At 67.8% G+C, this 14,223-nt stretch carries 13 protein-coding genes and 1 riboswitch; of the genes, 5 read left to right on the top strand and 8 right to left on the bottom strand.

What is annotated here, in order from left to right:
• The first annotated feature begins 142 nt into the window (after positions 1–142).
• Positions 143–565, top strand: a complete 423-nt coding sequence (locus tag ACO2RV_RS11980; protein WP_423293162.1) for an HIT domain-containing protein — start codon at positions 143–145, stop codon at positions 563–565.
• Complete coding sequence (gene nudC / locus ACO2RV_RS11975; protein WP_423293160.1) at positions 565–1,533, top strand: NAD(+) diphosphatase; 969 nt, start codon at positions 565–567, stop codon at positions 1,531–1,533. The genes ACO2RV_RS11980 and nudC overlap by 1 nt, the downstream gene beginning before the upstream one ends.
• A gap of 267 nt (positions 1,534–1,800) precedes the next feature.
• Here the strand turns inward: nudC and ACO2RV_RS11970 are convergent, their stop codons facing one another.
• Entirely contained in the window at positions 1,801–3,024 is a 1,224-nt protein-coding gene (locus ACO2RV_RS11970; protein WP_423293158.1) for an O-succinylhomoserine sulfhydrylase, read from the bottom strand.
• A gap of 45 nt (positions 3,025–3,069) precedes the next feature.
• A riboswitch (SAM riboswitch) is annotated at positions 3,070–3,150 on the bottom strand.
• A 77-nt stretch (positions 3,151–3,227) separates the two neighbouring features.
• On the opposite strand from ACO2RV_RS11970, the gene ACO2RV_RS11965 reads away from it, so the two are divergent.
• Positions 3,228–4,361 (top strand): 2'-deoxycytidine 5'-triphosphate deaminase, encoded by a 1,134-nt coding sequence (locus tag ACO2RV_RS11965; RefSeq protein ID WP_423293156.1) that lies wholly within the window; start codon positions 3,228–3,230, stop codon positions 4,359–4,361.
• 37 nt (positions 4,362–4,398) lie between these two features.
• Here ACO2RV_RS11965 and ACO2RV_RS11960 read toward each other — a convergent pair whose 3' ends face one another.
• From ACO2RV_RS11960 to ACO2RV_RS11930, 7 genes are all read right to left on the bottom strand, one after another.
• Positions 4,399–5,406 carry an alpha/beta fold hydrolase gene (locus tag ACO2RV_RS11960; RefSeq protein WP_423293154.1) on the bottom strand — a complete coding sequence of 336 codons (1,008 nt, stop codon included), beginning with the start codon at positions 5,404–5,406 and terminating at the stop codon, positions 4,399–4,401.
• 290 nt (positions 5,407–5,696) lie between these two features.
• A complete protein-coding gene (gene argE / locus ACO2RV_RS11955; protein WP_423293152.1) occupies positions 5,697–6,857 on the bottom strand; it encodes an acetylornithine deacetylase in 1,161 nt (386 codons plus the stop codon).
• Between the two features lie 57 nt (positions 6,858–6,914).
• Entirely contained in the window at positions 6,915–8,366 is a 1,452-nt protein-coding gene (locus ACO2RV_RS11950; RefSeq protein ID WP_423293150.1) for a TrkH family potassium uptake protein, read from the bottom strand.
• 124 nt (positions 8,367–8,490) lie between these two features.
• Positions 8,491–8,883, bottom strand: coding sequence for a Co2+/Mg2+ efflux protein ApaG (gene apaG, locus ACO2RV_RS11945; protein ID WP_423293148.1), 393 nt, complete (start codon positions 8,881–8,883; stop codon positions 8,491–8,493).
• 129 nt (positions 8,884–9,012) lie between these two features.
• Positions 9,013–10,035 carry an Hsp33 family molecular chaperone gene (locus ACO2RV_RS11940; RefSeq protein ID WP_423293146.1) on the bottom strand — a complete coding sequence of 341 codons (1,023 nt, stop codon included), beginning with the start codon at positions 10,033–10,035 and terminating at the stop codon, positions 9,013–9,015.
• A 164-nt stretch (positions 10,036–10,199) separates the two neighbouring features.
• Entirely contained in the window at positions 10,200–11,147 is a 948-nt protein-coding gene (gene argF, locus ACO2RV_RS11935) for an ornithine carbamoyltransferase (protein ID WP_423293144.1), read from the bottom strand.
• Positions 11,144–12,352, bottom strand: coding sequence for an aspartate aminotransferase family protein (locus ACO2RV_RS11930; RefSeq protein ID WP_423293142.1), 1,209 nt, complete (start codon positions 12,350–12,352; stop codon positions 11,144–11,146). Before ACO2RV_RS11930 ends, argF begins: the two co-directional genes overlap by 4 nt.
• Before the next feature lie 502 nt (positions 12,353–12,854).
• Between ACO2RV_RS11930 and ACO2RV_RS11925 the strand changes: the two genes are divergently transcribed.
• Together ACO2RV_RS11925 and ACO2RV_RS11920 are read left to right on the top strand one after the other, a co-directional pair.
• On the top strand, positions 12,855–13,358 hold the full coding sequence (locus tag ACO2RV_RS11925; RefSeq protein ID WP_423293140.1) for a GcrA family cell cycle regulator: 504 nt from the start codon (positions 12,855–12,857) through the stop codon (positions 13,356–13,358).
• Positions 13,359–13,454: 96 nt separating this feature from the next.
• Positions 13,455–14,216: a M48 family metallopeptidase gene (locus tag ACO2RV_RS11920; protein WP_423293430.1), complete on the top strand. Its 762-nt coding sequence runs from the start codon at positions 13,455–13,457 to the stop codon at positions 14,214–14,216.
• The last annotated feature ends 7 nt before the right edge of the window (positions 14,217–14,223 follow it).

The following is a 14,223-nucleotide window of genomic DNA, read 5'->3' as shown; positions in this document are numbered from 1 at the left end:
TGATAGATCAACGCGCGGCCGCCGACAATTTCGCTCTTCGCAGGCCGCGCCTGCCGCCTTGTTGATGATGGCGCGGAGCGCGCCCGGCGGTTATAGCTTGCCGCCCGGTTTCGAGCCGGGTGATCAACGCAACACGGCGACGATGAGCGACGCAGCTCCCTTTATCCTCGATCCGCAACTTGAAGCCGACACCTTCCCGGTGGGCGACCTCGCCCTCTCGACGGTCCGGCTGATGGATGATGCACGATTTCCCTGGGTCATCCTCGTGCCGCGTCGGCCCGGCCTCGCCGAGCTGATCGACCTTGAGGGCGAGACGCGCGCGAGCCTGACCGACGAGATCGACCAGGTGTCGCGGGCGCTCAAGACGCTGACCGAATGCGACAAGCTCAATGTCGCCGCCCTGGGCAACCAGGTGCGCCAGCTGCATGTCCATGTCATCGCCCGCTTCGCCGCCGATGCCGCCTGGCCCAGGCCGGTGTGGGGCGTGGCCGAACGCCGGACCTATGCCGCGCCGCAGGCGATGCTGCTGGTCGCGCGGTTGCGCGCGGCGCTGGGGCTTGCCTGATGGCGACGGGACAGCTCGGCCTGTGGCCGCATCTGGGCTATGCCGGCGCGCGGCTCGACCGGGCGAGCGAGCGGCGCGGCGAAGCACCGGACATGCTGCGTGATGTGCGGGCCCGCGCCTGCCTGATCGCCGGCGAGAGCATCGTGCTGCGTCGGCTGCCGCAGGCGGCGCCCGAGCAGGAGGAGGGTGCCTTCGAGGCGCTGATCGAGCTTGGCCGCGCGGTCTCGCTCGGCGGGCGCATCAGCGAGGCCTGCCTGCTCGGCCTTGCCGACGACGTGCCGCATTTCGTGCTACCTCTGCACGCGGCCTCGCTCGCCGCCCTCGCCGACAACCCGGAGTACCGCATCACCGACCTGCGCAGCATCGCGGTTGGCGAGCTGGTCTCGCCGGAGCAACTGGGCGAACTCGCCACCGCAAAGGCGATGATCGCCTGGCACTCCCGGCGTACCTTCTGCTCCAATTGCGGCAGCCGGCTCGGCGTGGCCGAGGGCGGCTGGCGGCGCGAATGCCCGGAATGTGGCGCGCAGCATTTCCCGCGCACCGATCCGGTGGTGATCATGCTGACCTATGACGGCGACGATTGCCTGCTGGGCCGCTCGGCCCGCTTTGCGCCGGGCATGTGGTCGTGCCTGGCCGGCTTCGTGGAGCCGGGCGAGACCTTCGAGCAGGCGGTGCGGCGCGAGACCATGGAGGAGGCGGGCATCCACACCGGTGCGGTGCGCTATCTCGCCTCGCAGCCCTGGCCGTTCCCGATGTCGGTGATGATCGGCATGCATGCCCAGGCGCTGTCGCGCATCATCACCGTCGATCCGGTCGAGCTGGAGGATGCGCGCTGGTTCTCGCGCGACGAGGCGGGTCTCCTGCTGACCCGCACCCATCCCGAAGGGCTGATCGCGCCGCCGAGCATGGCGATCGCGCATCATCTGATCCGCGCCTTCGTCGAGGGGCGCGATCCGCCATTGGGGTGAATGGCCGGCGTGCATTATTTCTTCGGAGCACCGTCATCCTGAGGCGCCCGGCAATGCCGGGCCTCGAAGGATGTTCGTCCGGGGGCACTTGAAGGGCCATCCTTCGAGGCCGCCTGCGGCGGCACCTCAGGATGACGCGGTTCCGGGGGGGGCAGCAGGTTGTCATCCCGGACGGCCGAAGGCCGATCCGGGATCGCATGCAGGATGGAAAGCGATCCCGGCTCTCGCTGCGCTCGGCCGGGATGACGATCTTGGAGGCGAACGCCCTCACACCGCCTTCAGCGCGCGGGCGACGTCGTCGGTCAGGTCGTCGACATGCTCCAGACCGACCGAGAGGCGCACCATGCCGTCGGAGATGCCCATCTCCGCGCGCGCCTCGGGGGCGAAGCGCTGATGCGTGGTCGTCGCGGGATGAGTGACGAGGCTCTTGGCATCGCCGAGATTGTTGGAGATACGCACCACCTTCAGCTGGTTGAGGAAGCGGAAGGCGCCGGCCTTGCCGCCCTCGATCTCGAAGGTCACCAGCGTGCCGCCACCGCGCATCTGGCGCTTGGCCAGTTCATGTTGCGGATGGTCGGCGCGGTAGGGGTAGATCACCTTGGTGATGCCCGGCAGGGCGCTGAGCCGGTCGGCCAGCGTCGCGGCGCTGGCCTGCGAGCGCTCCACGCGCAGCGGCAGCGTCTCCAGCCCCTTCAGCATCACCCAGGCATTGAAGGGCGACACCGACGGCCCGGTCTGGCGCAGGAAGGTCTGCAAGTGATCGGTGAGGAATTTCTCCGAACACAGCACGACGCCGGCAAGGCAACGGCCTTGCCCGTCGATATGCTTGGTGGCGGAGTAGACGACGATGTCGGCGCCGAGCGCGAGCGGGCTCTGCAGCATCGGCGTGGCGAACACGTTGTCGACGACGAGGCAGGCCCCGGCCGCCTTGGAGATTTCCGCCACTGCCGCGATGTCGACGAGTTCAAGCGTCGGATTGGTCGGGCTTTCCAGGAAGAACACCTTGGTCTGCGGCCGCACCGCCGCCTTCCACGCGGAAAGGTCGGTGCCGTCGACCAGCGTCGAGGTAATGCCGAAGCGCGGCAGCAATTCCTCGATCACATAGCGGCAGGAGCCGAAAAGCGCGCGCGCCGCCACGACATGATCGCCGGTCTTGAGCTGACACAGCAGGGCCGCCGTCACCGCCGCCATGCCCGACGCCGTGGCGCGGGCCACTTCGGCGCCTTCCAGCAGCGCGAGACGGCTCTCGAACATCGCCGCCGTCGGGTTGGAATAGCGGGTGTAGATGAAGCCCGGATCCTCGCCCTTGAAGCGCGCTTCCGCCTGCTCGGCGGTGTCGTAGACATAGCCCTGCGTCAGGAACAGCGCCTCCGAGGTCTCGCCGAAGGGCGAGCGCAGGATGCCGCCCTGCACGAGGCGGGTATCGGGCCGCAGCTGCGCGATCTCGGCGGCAGTAAGCTTGTCTTGGGAAAGCTTGTCGTTCTGGGTCATCGACGGCTCCGGTATCATCATAGACCGGGAGCCTCCGCGTGCATGCGCAGCGCGGCCCCGGCCTTTTTAGCAACCTTGTTTAGCGTGGCGGCAAGCCGGCCGGCTCAAATGACCACGTTGTTTCGAATTACTCCTCGCCGCGGCTTGGCGTCAAGGGGCGCGTCCGGTAAACCGAACGCGGCAATCGCAACGGAGAAACCAGCGTGGCGGAGAAAGGTCTGACGGGCGAGGGCATTCTGCCCGGCCATGCCATTCAGGCTCTGGCAGAGCGCCGCGCCATCCTGACGGCGCGTCCTTTCGATGCCGACCAGGTGCAGCCGGCGAGCCTCGACCTCCGGCTCGGGGCGACGGCGTGGCGTATTCGCGCGAGTTTCCTGCCTGGCCCCGGCGAGACCGTGGCCGACCGGCTGGAGCGGCTGGCACTGCACCAACTCGACCTCACGGCGGGCGAGGTGCTGGAGACCGGCTGCGTCTATCTCGTTGAATTGGAGGAGGCGCTGGCACTGCCCGCCGACATCGCCGCCTCGACCAACCCGAAAAGCTCGACTGGCCGGCTCGACGTGTTCACCCGCGTCATCGCCGACCGTTCGCGGGCCTTCGACGTGGTCCCGGTGGGCTATGAGGGCAAGCTCTATCTGGAGATCAGCCCGCGCACCTTCCCGATCCTGGTGCGGCAGGGTTCGCGGCTGTCGCAGATCCGTTTCCGGCGCGGCCATGCGCTGCTCGATGACGGCGAACTGCGGGCGCTGAATGTGGCCGAGCGGCTGGTCGATACCGCCAACCCCGATATTGCCGGTGCCGGTATTGCGGTGAGCGTCGACCTCTCGGGCGAGGGCTTCGGCGGGCTGCTCGGCTTCCGCGCCAAGCGCCATACCGGGCTGATCGACGTCGACCGCCGCGCCGCCTTCGAGGTGGAGGACTATTGGGAGCCGCTGGTGACGCGTGGCCGGCGCGAACTGGTGCTCGACCCCGACGCCTTCTACATTCTCGCCTCCAAGGAGGCGGTGCATGTGCCCCCTACCCACGCGGCGGAGATGGTGCCGTTCGACCCGCTGGTCGGCGAATTCCGCGTGCATTATGCCGGCTTCTTCGATCCCGGCTTCGGCCATGCCGCCGCCGGCGGCCATGCCAGCCCGCATCACGGCGCCCGCGCGGTGCTCGAGGTGCGCTCGCGCGAGGTGCCGTTCATTCTGGAGGACGGCCAGATCGTCGGCCGCCTGGTCTATGAGCGCATGCAGGAACTGCCGCGCACGCTCTATGGCGAGGGGCTCGGTTCGAACTACCAGGCGCAGGGCCTGAAGCTCTCCAAGCATTTCAAGCCGTGGGCCCGGGACTAGCGGGCGGCGGACCGGCCGCCACCCGCGGGCCTTCGCGTCAGGACTTCAGGAAGGCCAGCATGTCCTGGTTGAGGCGCTGCTTGTGCGTCTCGGACAGGCCGTGCGGGGCACCCTCATAGACCTTCAGCGTGGCGTGCGGCACGAGCTTCGCCGAGGCGCGGCCGGCGGCATCGATCGGCACGATCTGGTCGTCGCTGCCATGCACGATCAGCGTCGGGCGGTCGAACTTCTTCAGGTCCTCGGTGAAATCGGTCTCGGAGAAGGCCTTGATCGAGTCGAAGGTGTTCTTGTAGCCGGCCTGCATTCCCTGCGAATACCAGGCGTCGATCACGCCCTGGCTCGGCTTGGCGCCGGGGCGGTTGTAGCCGAAGAACGGGCCGGCCGGGATGTCGTGGAACAGCTGTGCGCGGTTCTCGACGAAGGCCTCGCGGATGCCGTCGAACACCTCGATCGGCAGACCGCCGGGATTGGACGGCGTCTTCACCATCACCGGCGGCACCGCCGAGATCAGGCCGAGCTTGGCGACGTTGCCGGTGCCGTGGCGACCGACATAGCGCGCCACCTCGCCGCCGCCGGTGGAGAAGCCGAAGGACGAGACATTCCTGAGACCCAGTGCCTCGATCACCTCGGCGAGGTCGTCAGCGTAATGGTCCATGTCGTTGCCGTCCCAGGGCTGGCTGGAGCGGCCATGGCCGCGACGGTCATGGCTTATGACGCGGAAACCATTATTCGCGAGGAAAGCGGCCTGGTTCTCCCAGCTGTCGGAGGACAGCGGCCAGCCATGGCTGAGCGTCACCACCGGACCCTCCTTCGGGCCCCAGTCCTTGAAGTAGATCGACACGCCGTCGCGGGTGGTGACGTAGCTGCCGGCGACGGTGGGCTTGCCCTTCGCACGGGCGGGGGAGGCGACCGGGGTGGCGGCCTCGGCGGCGCTCTGGACCGCGCCGGCAAGGCCCACCGCGGCGGCGCCCGCGGCAGTGACGCTGGCAAGGGTGGTGAGGAATTCGCGGCGGCCGGCAGCGGCGGCATGGGTGCGGTTCGACATGATCTCTCTCCTGTGCGGGTTCCGGCGGAGGACCGTGGGCGGTCCGTCATTGCCGTCGATTAGATCGTGCGCGATGTAATATTGAGAGTGTCGAACTCGGTCAATCGTAAAAGATTAGATCGTACGCGATTTATAAGCTCGATCACGCGCCTGTGATCGGGCCAGCCGGCCAAGGCGCCGCACGCGGGCGGCCCGCCTATCAAAACGGATGGAGCCGCTTGCGACGGCGGCGGATGATTGCCGGGCGCGTCAGAGCGGAAGCGCTGACGGATCCGCCGGAACGTCGGCTCTCAGGCGCACTCGGCGATGAGGCCCCGGAGGAAGTGTTCGCAGGCGCGCAGCTGGGCGAGTTCGATATATTCGTCCGGCTTGTGTGCCTGATCGATCGATCCAGGTCCGCAGATCACCGTCGGAACGCCCTGCGCCTGGAAGTGCCCGCCTTCGGTGCCGTAGGAGACCGTGTAGGTGCGGTTCTGCCCGGCGAGGCGCATGGCCAGCAGTTCCGCCTCCGAGCCGGTCTGCGGCGCGAGCGGGGGAACCTTGTAGATGAAATCGGTGGTGATGGTGGCTTCCGGCGCGGTGGCCTTCAGCTTCGGCAGCACGACGCTGTCGGCGAAGCGCGCGAAGCGGGCCAGCAGCACGTTCTCGTCGAAACCGGGCAGGCCGCGCAGGTTCCAGCGCAGGGCGCACTGGCGCGGCACGATGTTGCCGGCGGTGCCGCCGTCGATCACCGTGACCTGCAGCGTGGTACTGGGCGGATCGAAGCGCCCGCTCGGGTCGCCTGCCGCGATGAGCTCCTCGCGGTAGCGATCAAGCTCGGCCACCAGTTCCGCCGCGGCGAAGATGGCATTGGCGCCGAGCTGCGGCATGGAAGAATGCGCCTCGCGGCCCGTCACCGTCGTCACATAGGCCATGCCGGATTTGTGCGCGTCGACCACCCGCATCGAGGTCGGCTCGCCGACGATGCACGCGCGGGGAAGCGGAAGATCCACCCCCAATTTGCGCACCGCCGGCACGACGCCGGTGCAGCCGACCTCCTCGTCATAGGAGACCAGCAGGTGAATGGGGGTCGTGAGCTTTGCCGCCGCCATCTCCGGCACCATCGCGAGGCAGGTGGCGACGAACCCCTTCATGTCGCAGGAGCCGCGGCCATAAACGCGGTCGTCCCTGGGGGTGAGGGCGAACGGATCTGTCGTCCAGGGCTGGCCGTCGACCGGCACCACGTCGGAATGGCCGGACAGGCATATGCCGCCGATGCCCGAGGGCCCTATGGTGGCGAACAGGCTGGCCTTGCGGCCGGTCTCGTCGGGCACGATCACGCTCGCCACGCCATAGGCGTCGAGATAGTCGCGGACGAAGCCGATGAGGTCGAGATTGGAGTTCCGGCTCGTCGTGTCGAAGGCGACCAGATAGGCCAGAAGTTCCTCGGTCGTCGTTCGTCCGGCAAGCATGAAGGGTCCCCGCGTCGATCAAGACCCCACCATAGTGGGGAATGCTCCGCGACCCAACTAGCGCTGCCAGAAACTCGGCAGGAACAGCACGAGGACTGTGAACAGTTCGAGGCGGCCGACCAGCATGCCGAAGGACAGCAGCCAGATCACATGGTCGGGCAGTGCCGCGAAATTCTGTGCCGGGCCGACCACCGTGCCCAGCCCGGGTCCGACATTCGCCAGCGCCGTGATCGAGACGGAGAACGCGGTAATCATGTCGAAGCCCAGCGTGTTGATCACAATGCCGATGATCATGAAGCAGGCGAGGTAGAGGAAGGCGAAGGACAGCACCGACGCCACCACGTCGTCGCCGATCGGCTGGCCGCCATAGCGCACCGGAAACACGCCATTCGGATAGATGATGCGCTTGAGGTGCTGCGACAGCGCAGAGCCGAGAATGGCGATGCGGAAACTCTTCATGCCGCCTGCCGTAGAGCCGGTGCAGGCGCCGAGGAACAGCAGGATGAAGTAGAGCGCGTCGGTCGGCGGACCCCAATGGGTGAAGTCGGTCGCCACGAAGCCGGTGGTCGACATGATCGACACCACGTTGAACAGCGCCTGCCGGAGCGCCGTCTCGCCGATGGCGATGCCGCCGCGCACCTGCTCGACGGTGGAGATGAGGGCGAAGAAGATCACCAGCCCGAGGAAGAGCCGGACCTCGGTATTGGCGACGATCCGGCTGAAGTCGCCGGCCAGCACGCGCAGATACAGCACGAAGGGCAGCGAACCCGAGAGCATGAAGAAGATCGCCGCATATTCGATGGCGGGACTCTTGAAGTAGCCGATCGAGGCGTCGTGGGTGGAGAAGCCGCCGGTGGAGATGGTCGCCATGGCGTGCGCCACCGCGTCGAACACGCTCATGCCGCAGACCACATAGGTCACGGCGCAGGCCAGCGAGAGCACGATGTAGGCGCCGAGGATGCTCTTGGCCATCTGCGCGGCGCGCGGCAGCAGCTTCTCCGACTTGTCGGAGGATTCCGCCCGGAACAGCTGCATGCCGCCAATATGCATCATCGGCAGCAGCGCCATGGCCATGACGATGATGCCGATGCCGCCGTACCAGTGCAGGAAGGCGCGCCAGATAAGGATGCCGGGCGGGCGTGTGTCGAGGTTCGAGATCACCGTCGCGCCCGTGGTGGTCAGCCCCGACATCGCCTCGAAATACGCATCGACGAAAGGCAGGTTGGTCTGCGACCACATGAAGGGGATGGCGGCGAAGGCCGAGAGCAGCACCCAGCTCGCCGCGGTCAGCACGAAAGCCTGCCGCAGGCCGAGCCGCTCCACCTCGCTGGTGCGCCCGGCGAGCCAGAGCGAGAAGCCGACGAAGACGGTGATGGTGGCGGAGGCGACATAGGCGAGGAAGTCGCCCTTGCCGGCGATGAGGTCCACCAGCGCCGGGATCATCATCGTCGTGCCGAGAATGGCGAGGAGCACGCCCAGGATGGCGGCGATCGGTCGGAAGTCGATCACAGGATGCAGGGACCGTTCATCGCGGCGGGAACCGGGCGGCGTGGAAGCAGGCGTCACCATAGCCGCTTCGCCGGGAGGCCGGAAGCGGAAGTCCGTGCGAGCGGTGATGTCCCGCGTGCGCTCCTCAGTTCAGCGTGCGGCTCTCGCCGGGCATGTCGAGCGAGAAGGCAGGTACGACCGCCTCGAACGTCTCGCCGGTCTGCGTCACGAGCTGGTAGGTGCCCTCCATGATGCCGGTGGAGGTCTGTAGCGGCACGCCGCTGGTGTACTCGAAATGCCCCCCTGGCGGCAGCACCGGCTGCTCGCCGACGACACCCGCGCCGCGCACTTCCTGCATGCGGCCGAGCGCGTCGGTGATGATCCAGTGGCGCGAGCGCAACTGCACCGTGTCGATGCCGAGATTGATGATCTCGATGGTGTAGGCCCAGAAATACTGGCTGCGGTCGGGATCGGAGCGCTCGGGCGCGAAGCGCGGCGTCACCGTCACTTGCACGCCTCGCGTCGTCGCCCGGTACATGGCCTGCCTCTTGGATTGGGTCTTCGTAGAGTGAACGGCTTTTGCCCGGCGAGGGCAAGGCTGCCCGACCTCACGAGGCGTCGAGCGCCGGGCCGCCGAAATGAGGGCGGCCCGCGGCGACGGTGGCGATCAGGCCTCGGCGTCCGTCGCGCCGGCGTCGAGGATCTCTTCCGCCGCGAAATCGTAGCTGCGGCCGCAGAACTCGCAGGTGACGGAGACCTTGCCCTCCTCCACCAGCCCCGAGCGCTCCTCGTGCGAGAAACTGTTCAGCACGCCCACGACGCGCTCGCGCGAGCAGGAGCACTTGGCCAGGATGCCCTCGGCCTCGAACACCCGCACGCCGCGCTCGTGGAACAGGCGGAACAGCAGGCGCTCGCTGGAAAGCTCGCCATCGACCAGCTCGACATCCTCCAGCGTGCCGACCAGCGACTGCGCCTCGACCCAGGCATCGTCCTCCTCGACCTTCGGCAAGTCGACGCCTTCCGGCGCGTCGCCCGGATGCATGTCGACCGGGCGGATGCGCCCGCCTTCGGTCGGCAGGAACTGCACCATCAGCCCGCCGGCGCGCCAGGACGAGGCGGCGCCGCCGGCATGCACTTCCTCCGCCACGGCGAGGCGCACGCGGGTGGGGATCTGCTCGGACTGGGTGAAGTACTGGTGCGCTGCCTCTTCCAGCCCGCCGCCTTCCAGCGCGACGACGCCCTGATAGCGGTTAACGCTGAGGTTCTGGTCGATGGTCATGGCGAGATGGCCGCGCCCGAGCAGGGCGCCGCTGTCCGGCCGGCCGCCCGGCGCGGCGGCTTCGAGCGCGGCGAGGCGCTCGGCATCGAAGCGGGCATAGGCGCGCACGTCCTGCGGCGCGGTGAAGTCCACCACGAGCAGATCGACCGGCCCGTCGGTGCGGGTCTGCAGGATGAAGCGGCCGCTGAACTTCAGCGTCGAACCCAGCAGCACGGTGAGCGCCACGGCTTCGCCGAGCAGGCGCTTGACCGCCGGCGGATAGGTGTGGTGCGCCAGCACAGCGTCCAGCGTCGCGCCGAGGCGCACGACCCGGCCGCGCACGTCGAGCCCGTCGACGTGGAAGGGGGTGACGAGATTGTCCGCCGCTTCAGGGGAGGGCGAACGGGTGGGGGAGTGAGGATGTGATGTCATGGCGCCCGCCCATATGGGTGCGAGGGTGAGTTTGCGCGAGGGGGCGAATTTGCACCACCGTCATCCCGGACGGCCACGAGGCCGATCCGGGATCGCGCAAACATCGGGGAGCGATCCCGGATTCAAGCTGCGCTTCGTCCGGGATGACGCCGATGGGGCCGGGCTCAGGCCGCGGTGTCTTCCAGGCACCAGGCGAGAATGCCCTTCTGTGCGTGCAGGCGGTTCTCCGCCTCGTCGAACACCACCGACTGCGGGCCGTCCATCACCTCGTCGGTGACTTCCTCGCCGCGGTGGGCCGGAAGGCAGTGCATGAAGATGGCATCCGGTGCGGCGCGCCGCATCAGCGCGCCGTTGACCTGATAGGGCTTCAACAGGTTGTGGCGCCGCTCGGCTTCGGCGTCGCCCATGGACACCCAGGTGTCCGTGACGACGCAATCGGCACCCTCCACGGCCTCCTCGGCGCTATGGCTGAACCTCACCTTCGCGCCGGTCTCGCGCACCCACTCAACCAGTCCCGGACGCGGGGCCAGCTCTGGCGGGGTGGCGACGTTGAGCGCGAAGTCGAAGCGCTGGGCGGCATGCACCCAGGAGGCGAGCACGTTGTTGGCATCGCCCGTCCAGGCGACCGTGCGCCCCTCGATCGGCCCCTTGTGCTCCTCGAAGGTCATGACGTCGGCCATGATTTGGCAGGGATGGGACTCGCGCGTCAGCCCGTTGATGACCGGCACGCTGGCATTGGCCGCGAGTTCCTCGAGCGCGCTGTGGTCGAGGATGCGGATCATGATCGCGTCGACGAAGCGCGAGAGCACCTTGGCGGTATCGGCGATGGTCTCGCCGCGACCGAGCTGCATCTCCGCGCCGGTGAGCATGATGGTCTCACCCCCGAGCTGGCGCATGGCGACATCGAAGGAGATGCGCGTGCGGGTCGAGGGCTGGTCGAACACCATGGCCAGCACCTTGCCGCTGAACGGCTTCTCCGCGGCGATGCGCTTCCGCTCCTTCTTCAGGTCGTGCGAGAAGCGCATGAGCTGGCGCAGCTCGCTCGCCGGCAGGGCGTCGAGGTCGAGGAAGTGCTTCACGGCCCTGGCCGAGGCTCCATTGTTCGCGCTCATGCGGCCGCTCCCTTCACGGCGTCGGCCTTGAGGCCATTCTCGATCCGGGTGAAGGCGGCATCCAGCTTGGTGAAGGCGGCTTCGATCTCCTGCTCGCCGATGTTGAGCGGAGGCAGGAGCCGGACCACGTTGTCGCTCGCGGTCGGCGCCAGCATGCGCTCCTCGCGCATGGCGGCGACGACGTCGGTATTCGGCACATGGGTGCGAATGCCGATCAGCAGGCCCTCGCCGCGGACTTCCGCGACGACGGCGGGATGGCGGTCCTTCAGCTCGGCGAGCTTCTGGCGCAGCCGGCCGGCGGTCGCCTGCACCTGGTCGAGAAAGCCGTCGGCGAGCACCACGTCGAGCACCGCATTGGCAACGCTCATGGCGAGCGGGTTGCCGCCATAGGTCGAGCCATGCGTGCCGGCGGTCATGCCCTTGGCGGCCTCCTCGGTGGCGAGGCAGGCGCCGACCGGGAAGCCGCCGCCGATGCCTTTTGCCACCGCCATGATGTCCGGCGTGATGCCGGCCCATTCATGGGCGAAGAACTTGCCGGTGCGCCCGACGCCGCACTGCACCTCGTCGAGCACCAGCAGCAGGCCGTGTTCGTCGGCGAGCGCGCGCAAGGCCCGCAGGTACGACCACGGACCCGAGCGCACGCCGCCCTCGCCCTGCACGGGTTCGATGAGGATGGCGCCGGTCTCCGGCCCGATGGCGGCCTTCACCGCGTCGAGATCGCCGAACGGCACCTGGTCGAAGCCCGGCATGGCGGGGCCGAAGCCCTCGAGATATTTCGGGTTGCCGCCGGCGGCGATGGTCGCCAGCGTGCGGCCGTGGAAGGCGCCCTCGAAGGTGATGATGCGGTAGCGCTCAGGCGCGCCGTTCGCCGAGTGGTATTTGCGCGCCATCTTGATGGCGCACTCCAGCGCTTCCGCACCCGAATTGGTGAAGAACATGGTGTCGGCGAAGGTCGACGCGATGAGGCGCCGGGCGAGACGCTCGCCGCCCTCGATGCGGAACACGTTCGACAGGTGCCAGAGCTTGCCGGCCTGCTCGGTGAGCGCGGCGACGAGATGCGGATGGGCGTGGCCCAACACGTTCACGGCGATGCCGGCGGTGAAGTCGAGATATCGCTGCCCGTCTCGCGTGAACAGCCAGGCGCCTTCGCCCCGCTCGAATACGAGGTTCACACGGTTGTAGGTCGGCAGGATGGGGTCGATCATCACTCCCCTCCGTCTCACATCACACGCCCGCGGGATCAGTCGAGGGCAGGTCCAAAAACGAAATGTGCCGCCCTTGCGGGGGCGGCACCCGATATCCCGAATTTTATAGAAGACCGCCCAAGGGTCAACATTCACAATATCCGGGGTCGGATATTTCGTCCTGCCCCCGGCCGTTCAGCGTTGGGGGACCGAAGATCGCAACGACCTCAGCCTTGCCGGGATCAGGTCGACGGGGGCGGGTCGGACCAAGTGCTTGATCCGACTCAATTCGTTTCGGAAGTGTTGCAATACGGACTCTCAACTGGGGAAAACGATCGTTTCGGACGTGAACCTACTGGGCGTGAGTCTACGCATATTGTAGCCTCCCTCTCGTCAGATACGACATCTCGTGCGGCGGCATTCCCTTAGTGGCGTTAGCGGCGTTTTTGCCCGGCCAAGTCCCTTGGCCGGCGCGCCGCGGGATTCTGTCTGAGGCATGGGCTAGTTCGATGGAGGCAGGGCGATGAACTGGACGGATGAGCGCGTCGAGCTGCTCAAGAAACTCTGGTCGGAAGGGCTCTCGGCGAGCCAGATCGCGGCGGAACTCGGCGGCGTCACCCGCAATGCGGTCATCGGCAAGGTGCACCGCCTCGGGCTCTCCGGCCGCGCCAAGGCGATTGCCGCTCCCGCGCCGCGCCCCCGTAAGCCGCGTCCCACCGCCTCGAGCCCGGCGTCCCGCCCGATGGTGCAGGGCAATACGGCGCTCGCGCAGGTCATCCGCCCGGTCATGGAGCCGGAGCCGGAGGAACTGCCGGATCCCGTGTCCAACGTTGTTGCGATGGCGGAGCGCTGCACCATTCTCGACCTGACCGAGTTCACCTGCCGCTGGCCGGTGGGCGAGCCGGGCAAGTCCGACTTCTTCTATTGCGGCAGCCGCACCAAGACCGGGTTGCCCTATTGCGCCTTTCACTCGCGCATCGCCTACCAGCCGGTGCAAGACCGCAACCGGCGCCGGGTGGCGCGCTGAGCGCCGCATGCTTTCCCACGGACATGACCGTGCGTGGGTGAAACGGACCGGGGAATGCGCCATAATGGCGCTGAGATTCCCCGGCTTCCTGAAGTGATGCTGTTTCGTCCCGCGCGCCCCAAAGCTTCGCCGGCTCCTGAGCCGGATCATTTCCGGCTGCGTCTCGACGATGAGGAAATCCTAGTCACTCTGCGCCGCAATGCGCGTGCCCGCCGCTACACGCTGAGGGTACGGGCGGCGACGCGCGATGTCGCGCTGACGCTGCCGGCGCGCGGCACGCTACGCGAGGCCTATGACTTCGCCCAGCGCCACGCCGGCTGGATCAAGGTCCGGCTCGCCCGGCTGCCGCAGACCGTTCCTTTCACACCCGATGCCGTGATCCCGCTGCGCGGCGTGCCCTCCCGCATCGTCCACCGGCTAGGGGTGCGCGGCACAGTGTGGACCAGCGAGGAGGACGGCGTGGCCGTGCTCAATGTCGCGGGCGAGGTGGCTCATGTCGGGCGGCGGGTGGCCGACTTCCTCAAGCGCGAGGCGCGGCGCGACCTGATCGATGCCTCCAAGCGCCATGCCGCCGCGCTCGGCGTGAGCATCACCCGCGTCACGCTGCGCGACACGGCGAGCCGCTGGGGCTCCTGCTCGGCGACCGGGGCGCTGTCCTATTCCTGGCGGCTCATCCTGGCGCCTGCCTTCGTGCTGGATTATCTCGCCGCCCATGAGGTGGCACACCGGCGCGAGATGAACCACGGCCCGCGTTTCTGGGCGACGGTGGACCGCCTGTTCCCCGAACGCGAGGCGGCCGAGCTGTGGCTGAAGAGGCATGGCGCCGAGCTGCACCGCTACGGCGCCGAGGACGACTGAGACGGGT

The organism is Ancylobacter sp. VNQ12 (assembly GCF_049445835.1).
In the GTDB taxonomy this organism is placed as follows: domain Bacteria; phylum Pseudomonadota; class Alphaproteobacteria; order Rhizobiales; family Xanthobacteraceae; genus Ancylobacter.
This window is presented reverse-complemented; position numbering and strand designations above follow the sequence as displayed.

Bases quoted from the DNA above. Each gene is read 5' to 3' on its own strand.
- ACO2RV_RS11920 (WP_423293430.1), top strand. From the start codon at position 13,455: ATGCTGTTTCGTCCCGCGCGCCCCAAAGCTTCGCCGGCTCCTGAGCCG.
- apaG (WP_423293148.1), bottom strand. From the start codon at position 8,883: ATGTACCGGGCGACGACGCGAGGCGTGCAAGTGACGGTGACGCCGCGC.
- ACO2RV_RS11980 (WP_423293162.1), top strand. From the start codon at position 143: ATGAGCGACGCAGCTCCCTTTATCCTCGATCCGCAACTTGAAGCCGAC.
- nudC (WP_423293160.1), top strand. From the start codon at position 565: ATGGCGACGGGACAGCTCGGCCTGTGGCCGCATCTGGGCTATGCCGGC.
- ACO2RV_RS11930 (WP_423293142.1), bottom strand. From the start codon at position 12,352: ATGATCGACCCCATCCTGCCGACCTACAACCGTGTGAACCTCGTATTC.
- argE (WP_423293152.1), bottom strand. From the start codon at position 6,857: ATGCTTGCCGGACGAACGACGACCGAGGAACTTCTGGCCTATCTGGTC.
- ACO2RV_RS11970 (WP_423293158.1), bottom strand. From the start codon at position 3,024: ATGACCCAGAACGACAAGCTTTCCCAAGACAAGCTTACTGCCGCCGAG.
- ACO2RV_RS11940 (WP_423293146.1), bottom strand. From the start codon at position 10,035: ATGACATCACATCCTCACTCCCCCACCCGTTCGCCCTCCCCTGAAGCG.
- argF (WP_423293144.1), bottom strand. From the start codon at position 11,147: ATGAGCGCGAACAATGGAGCCTCGGCCAGGGCCGTGAAGCACTTCCTC.
- ACO2RV_RS11925 (WP_423293140.1), top strand. From the start codon at position 12,855: ATGAACTGGACGGATGAGCGCGTCGAGCTGCTCAAGAAACTCTGGTCG.
- ACO2RV_RS11960 (WP_423293154.1), bottom strand. From the start codon at position 5,406: ATGTCGAACCGCACCCATGCCGCCGCTGCCGGCCGCCGCGAATTCCTC.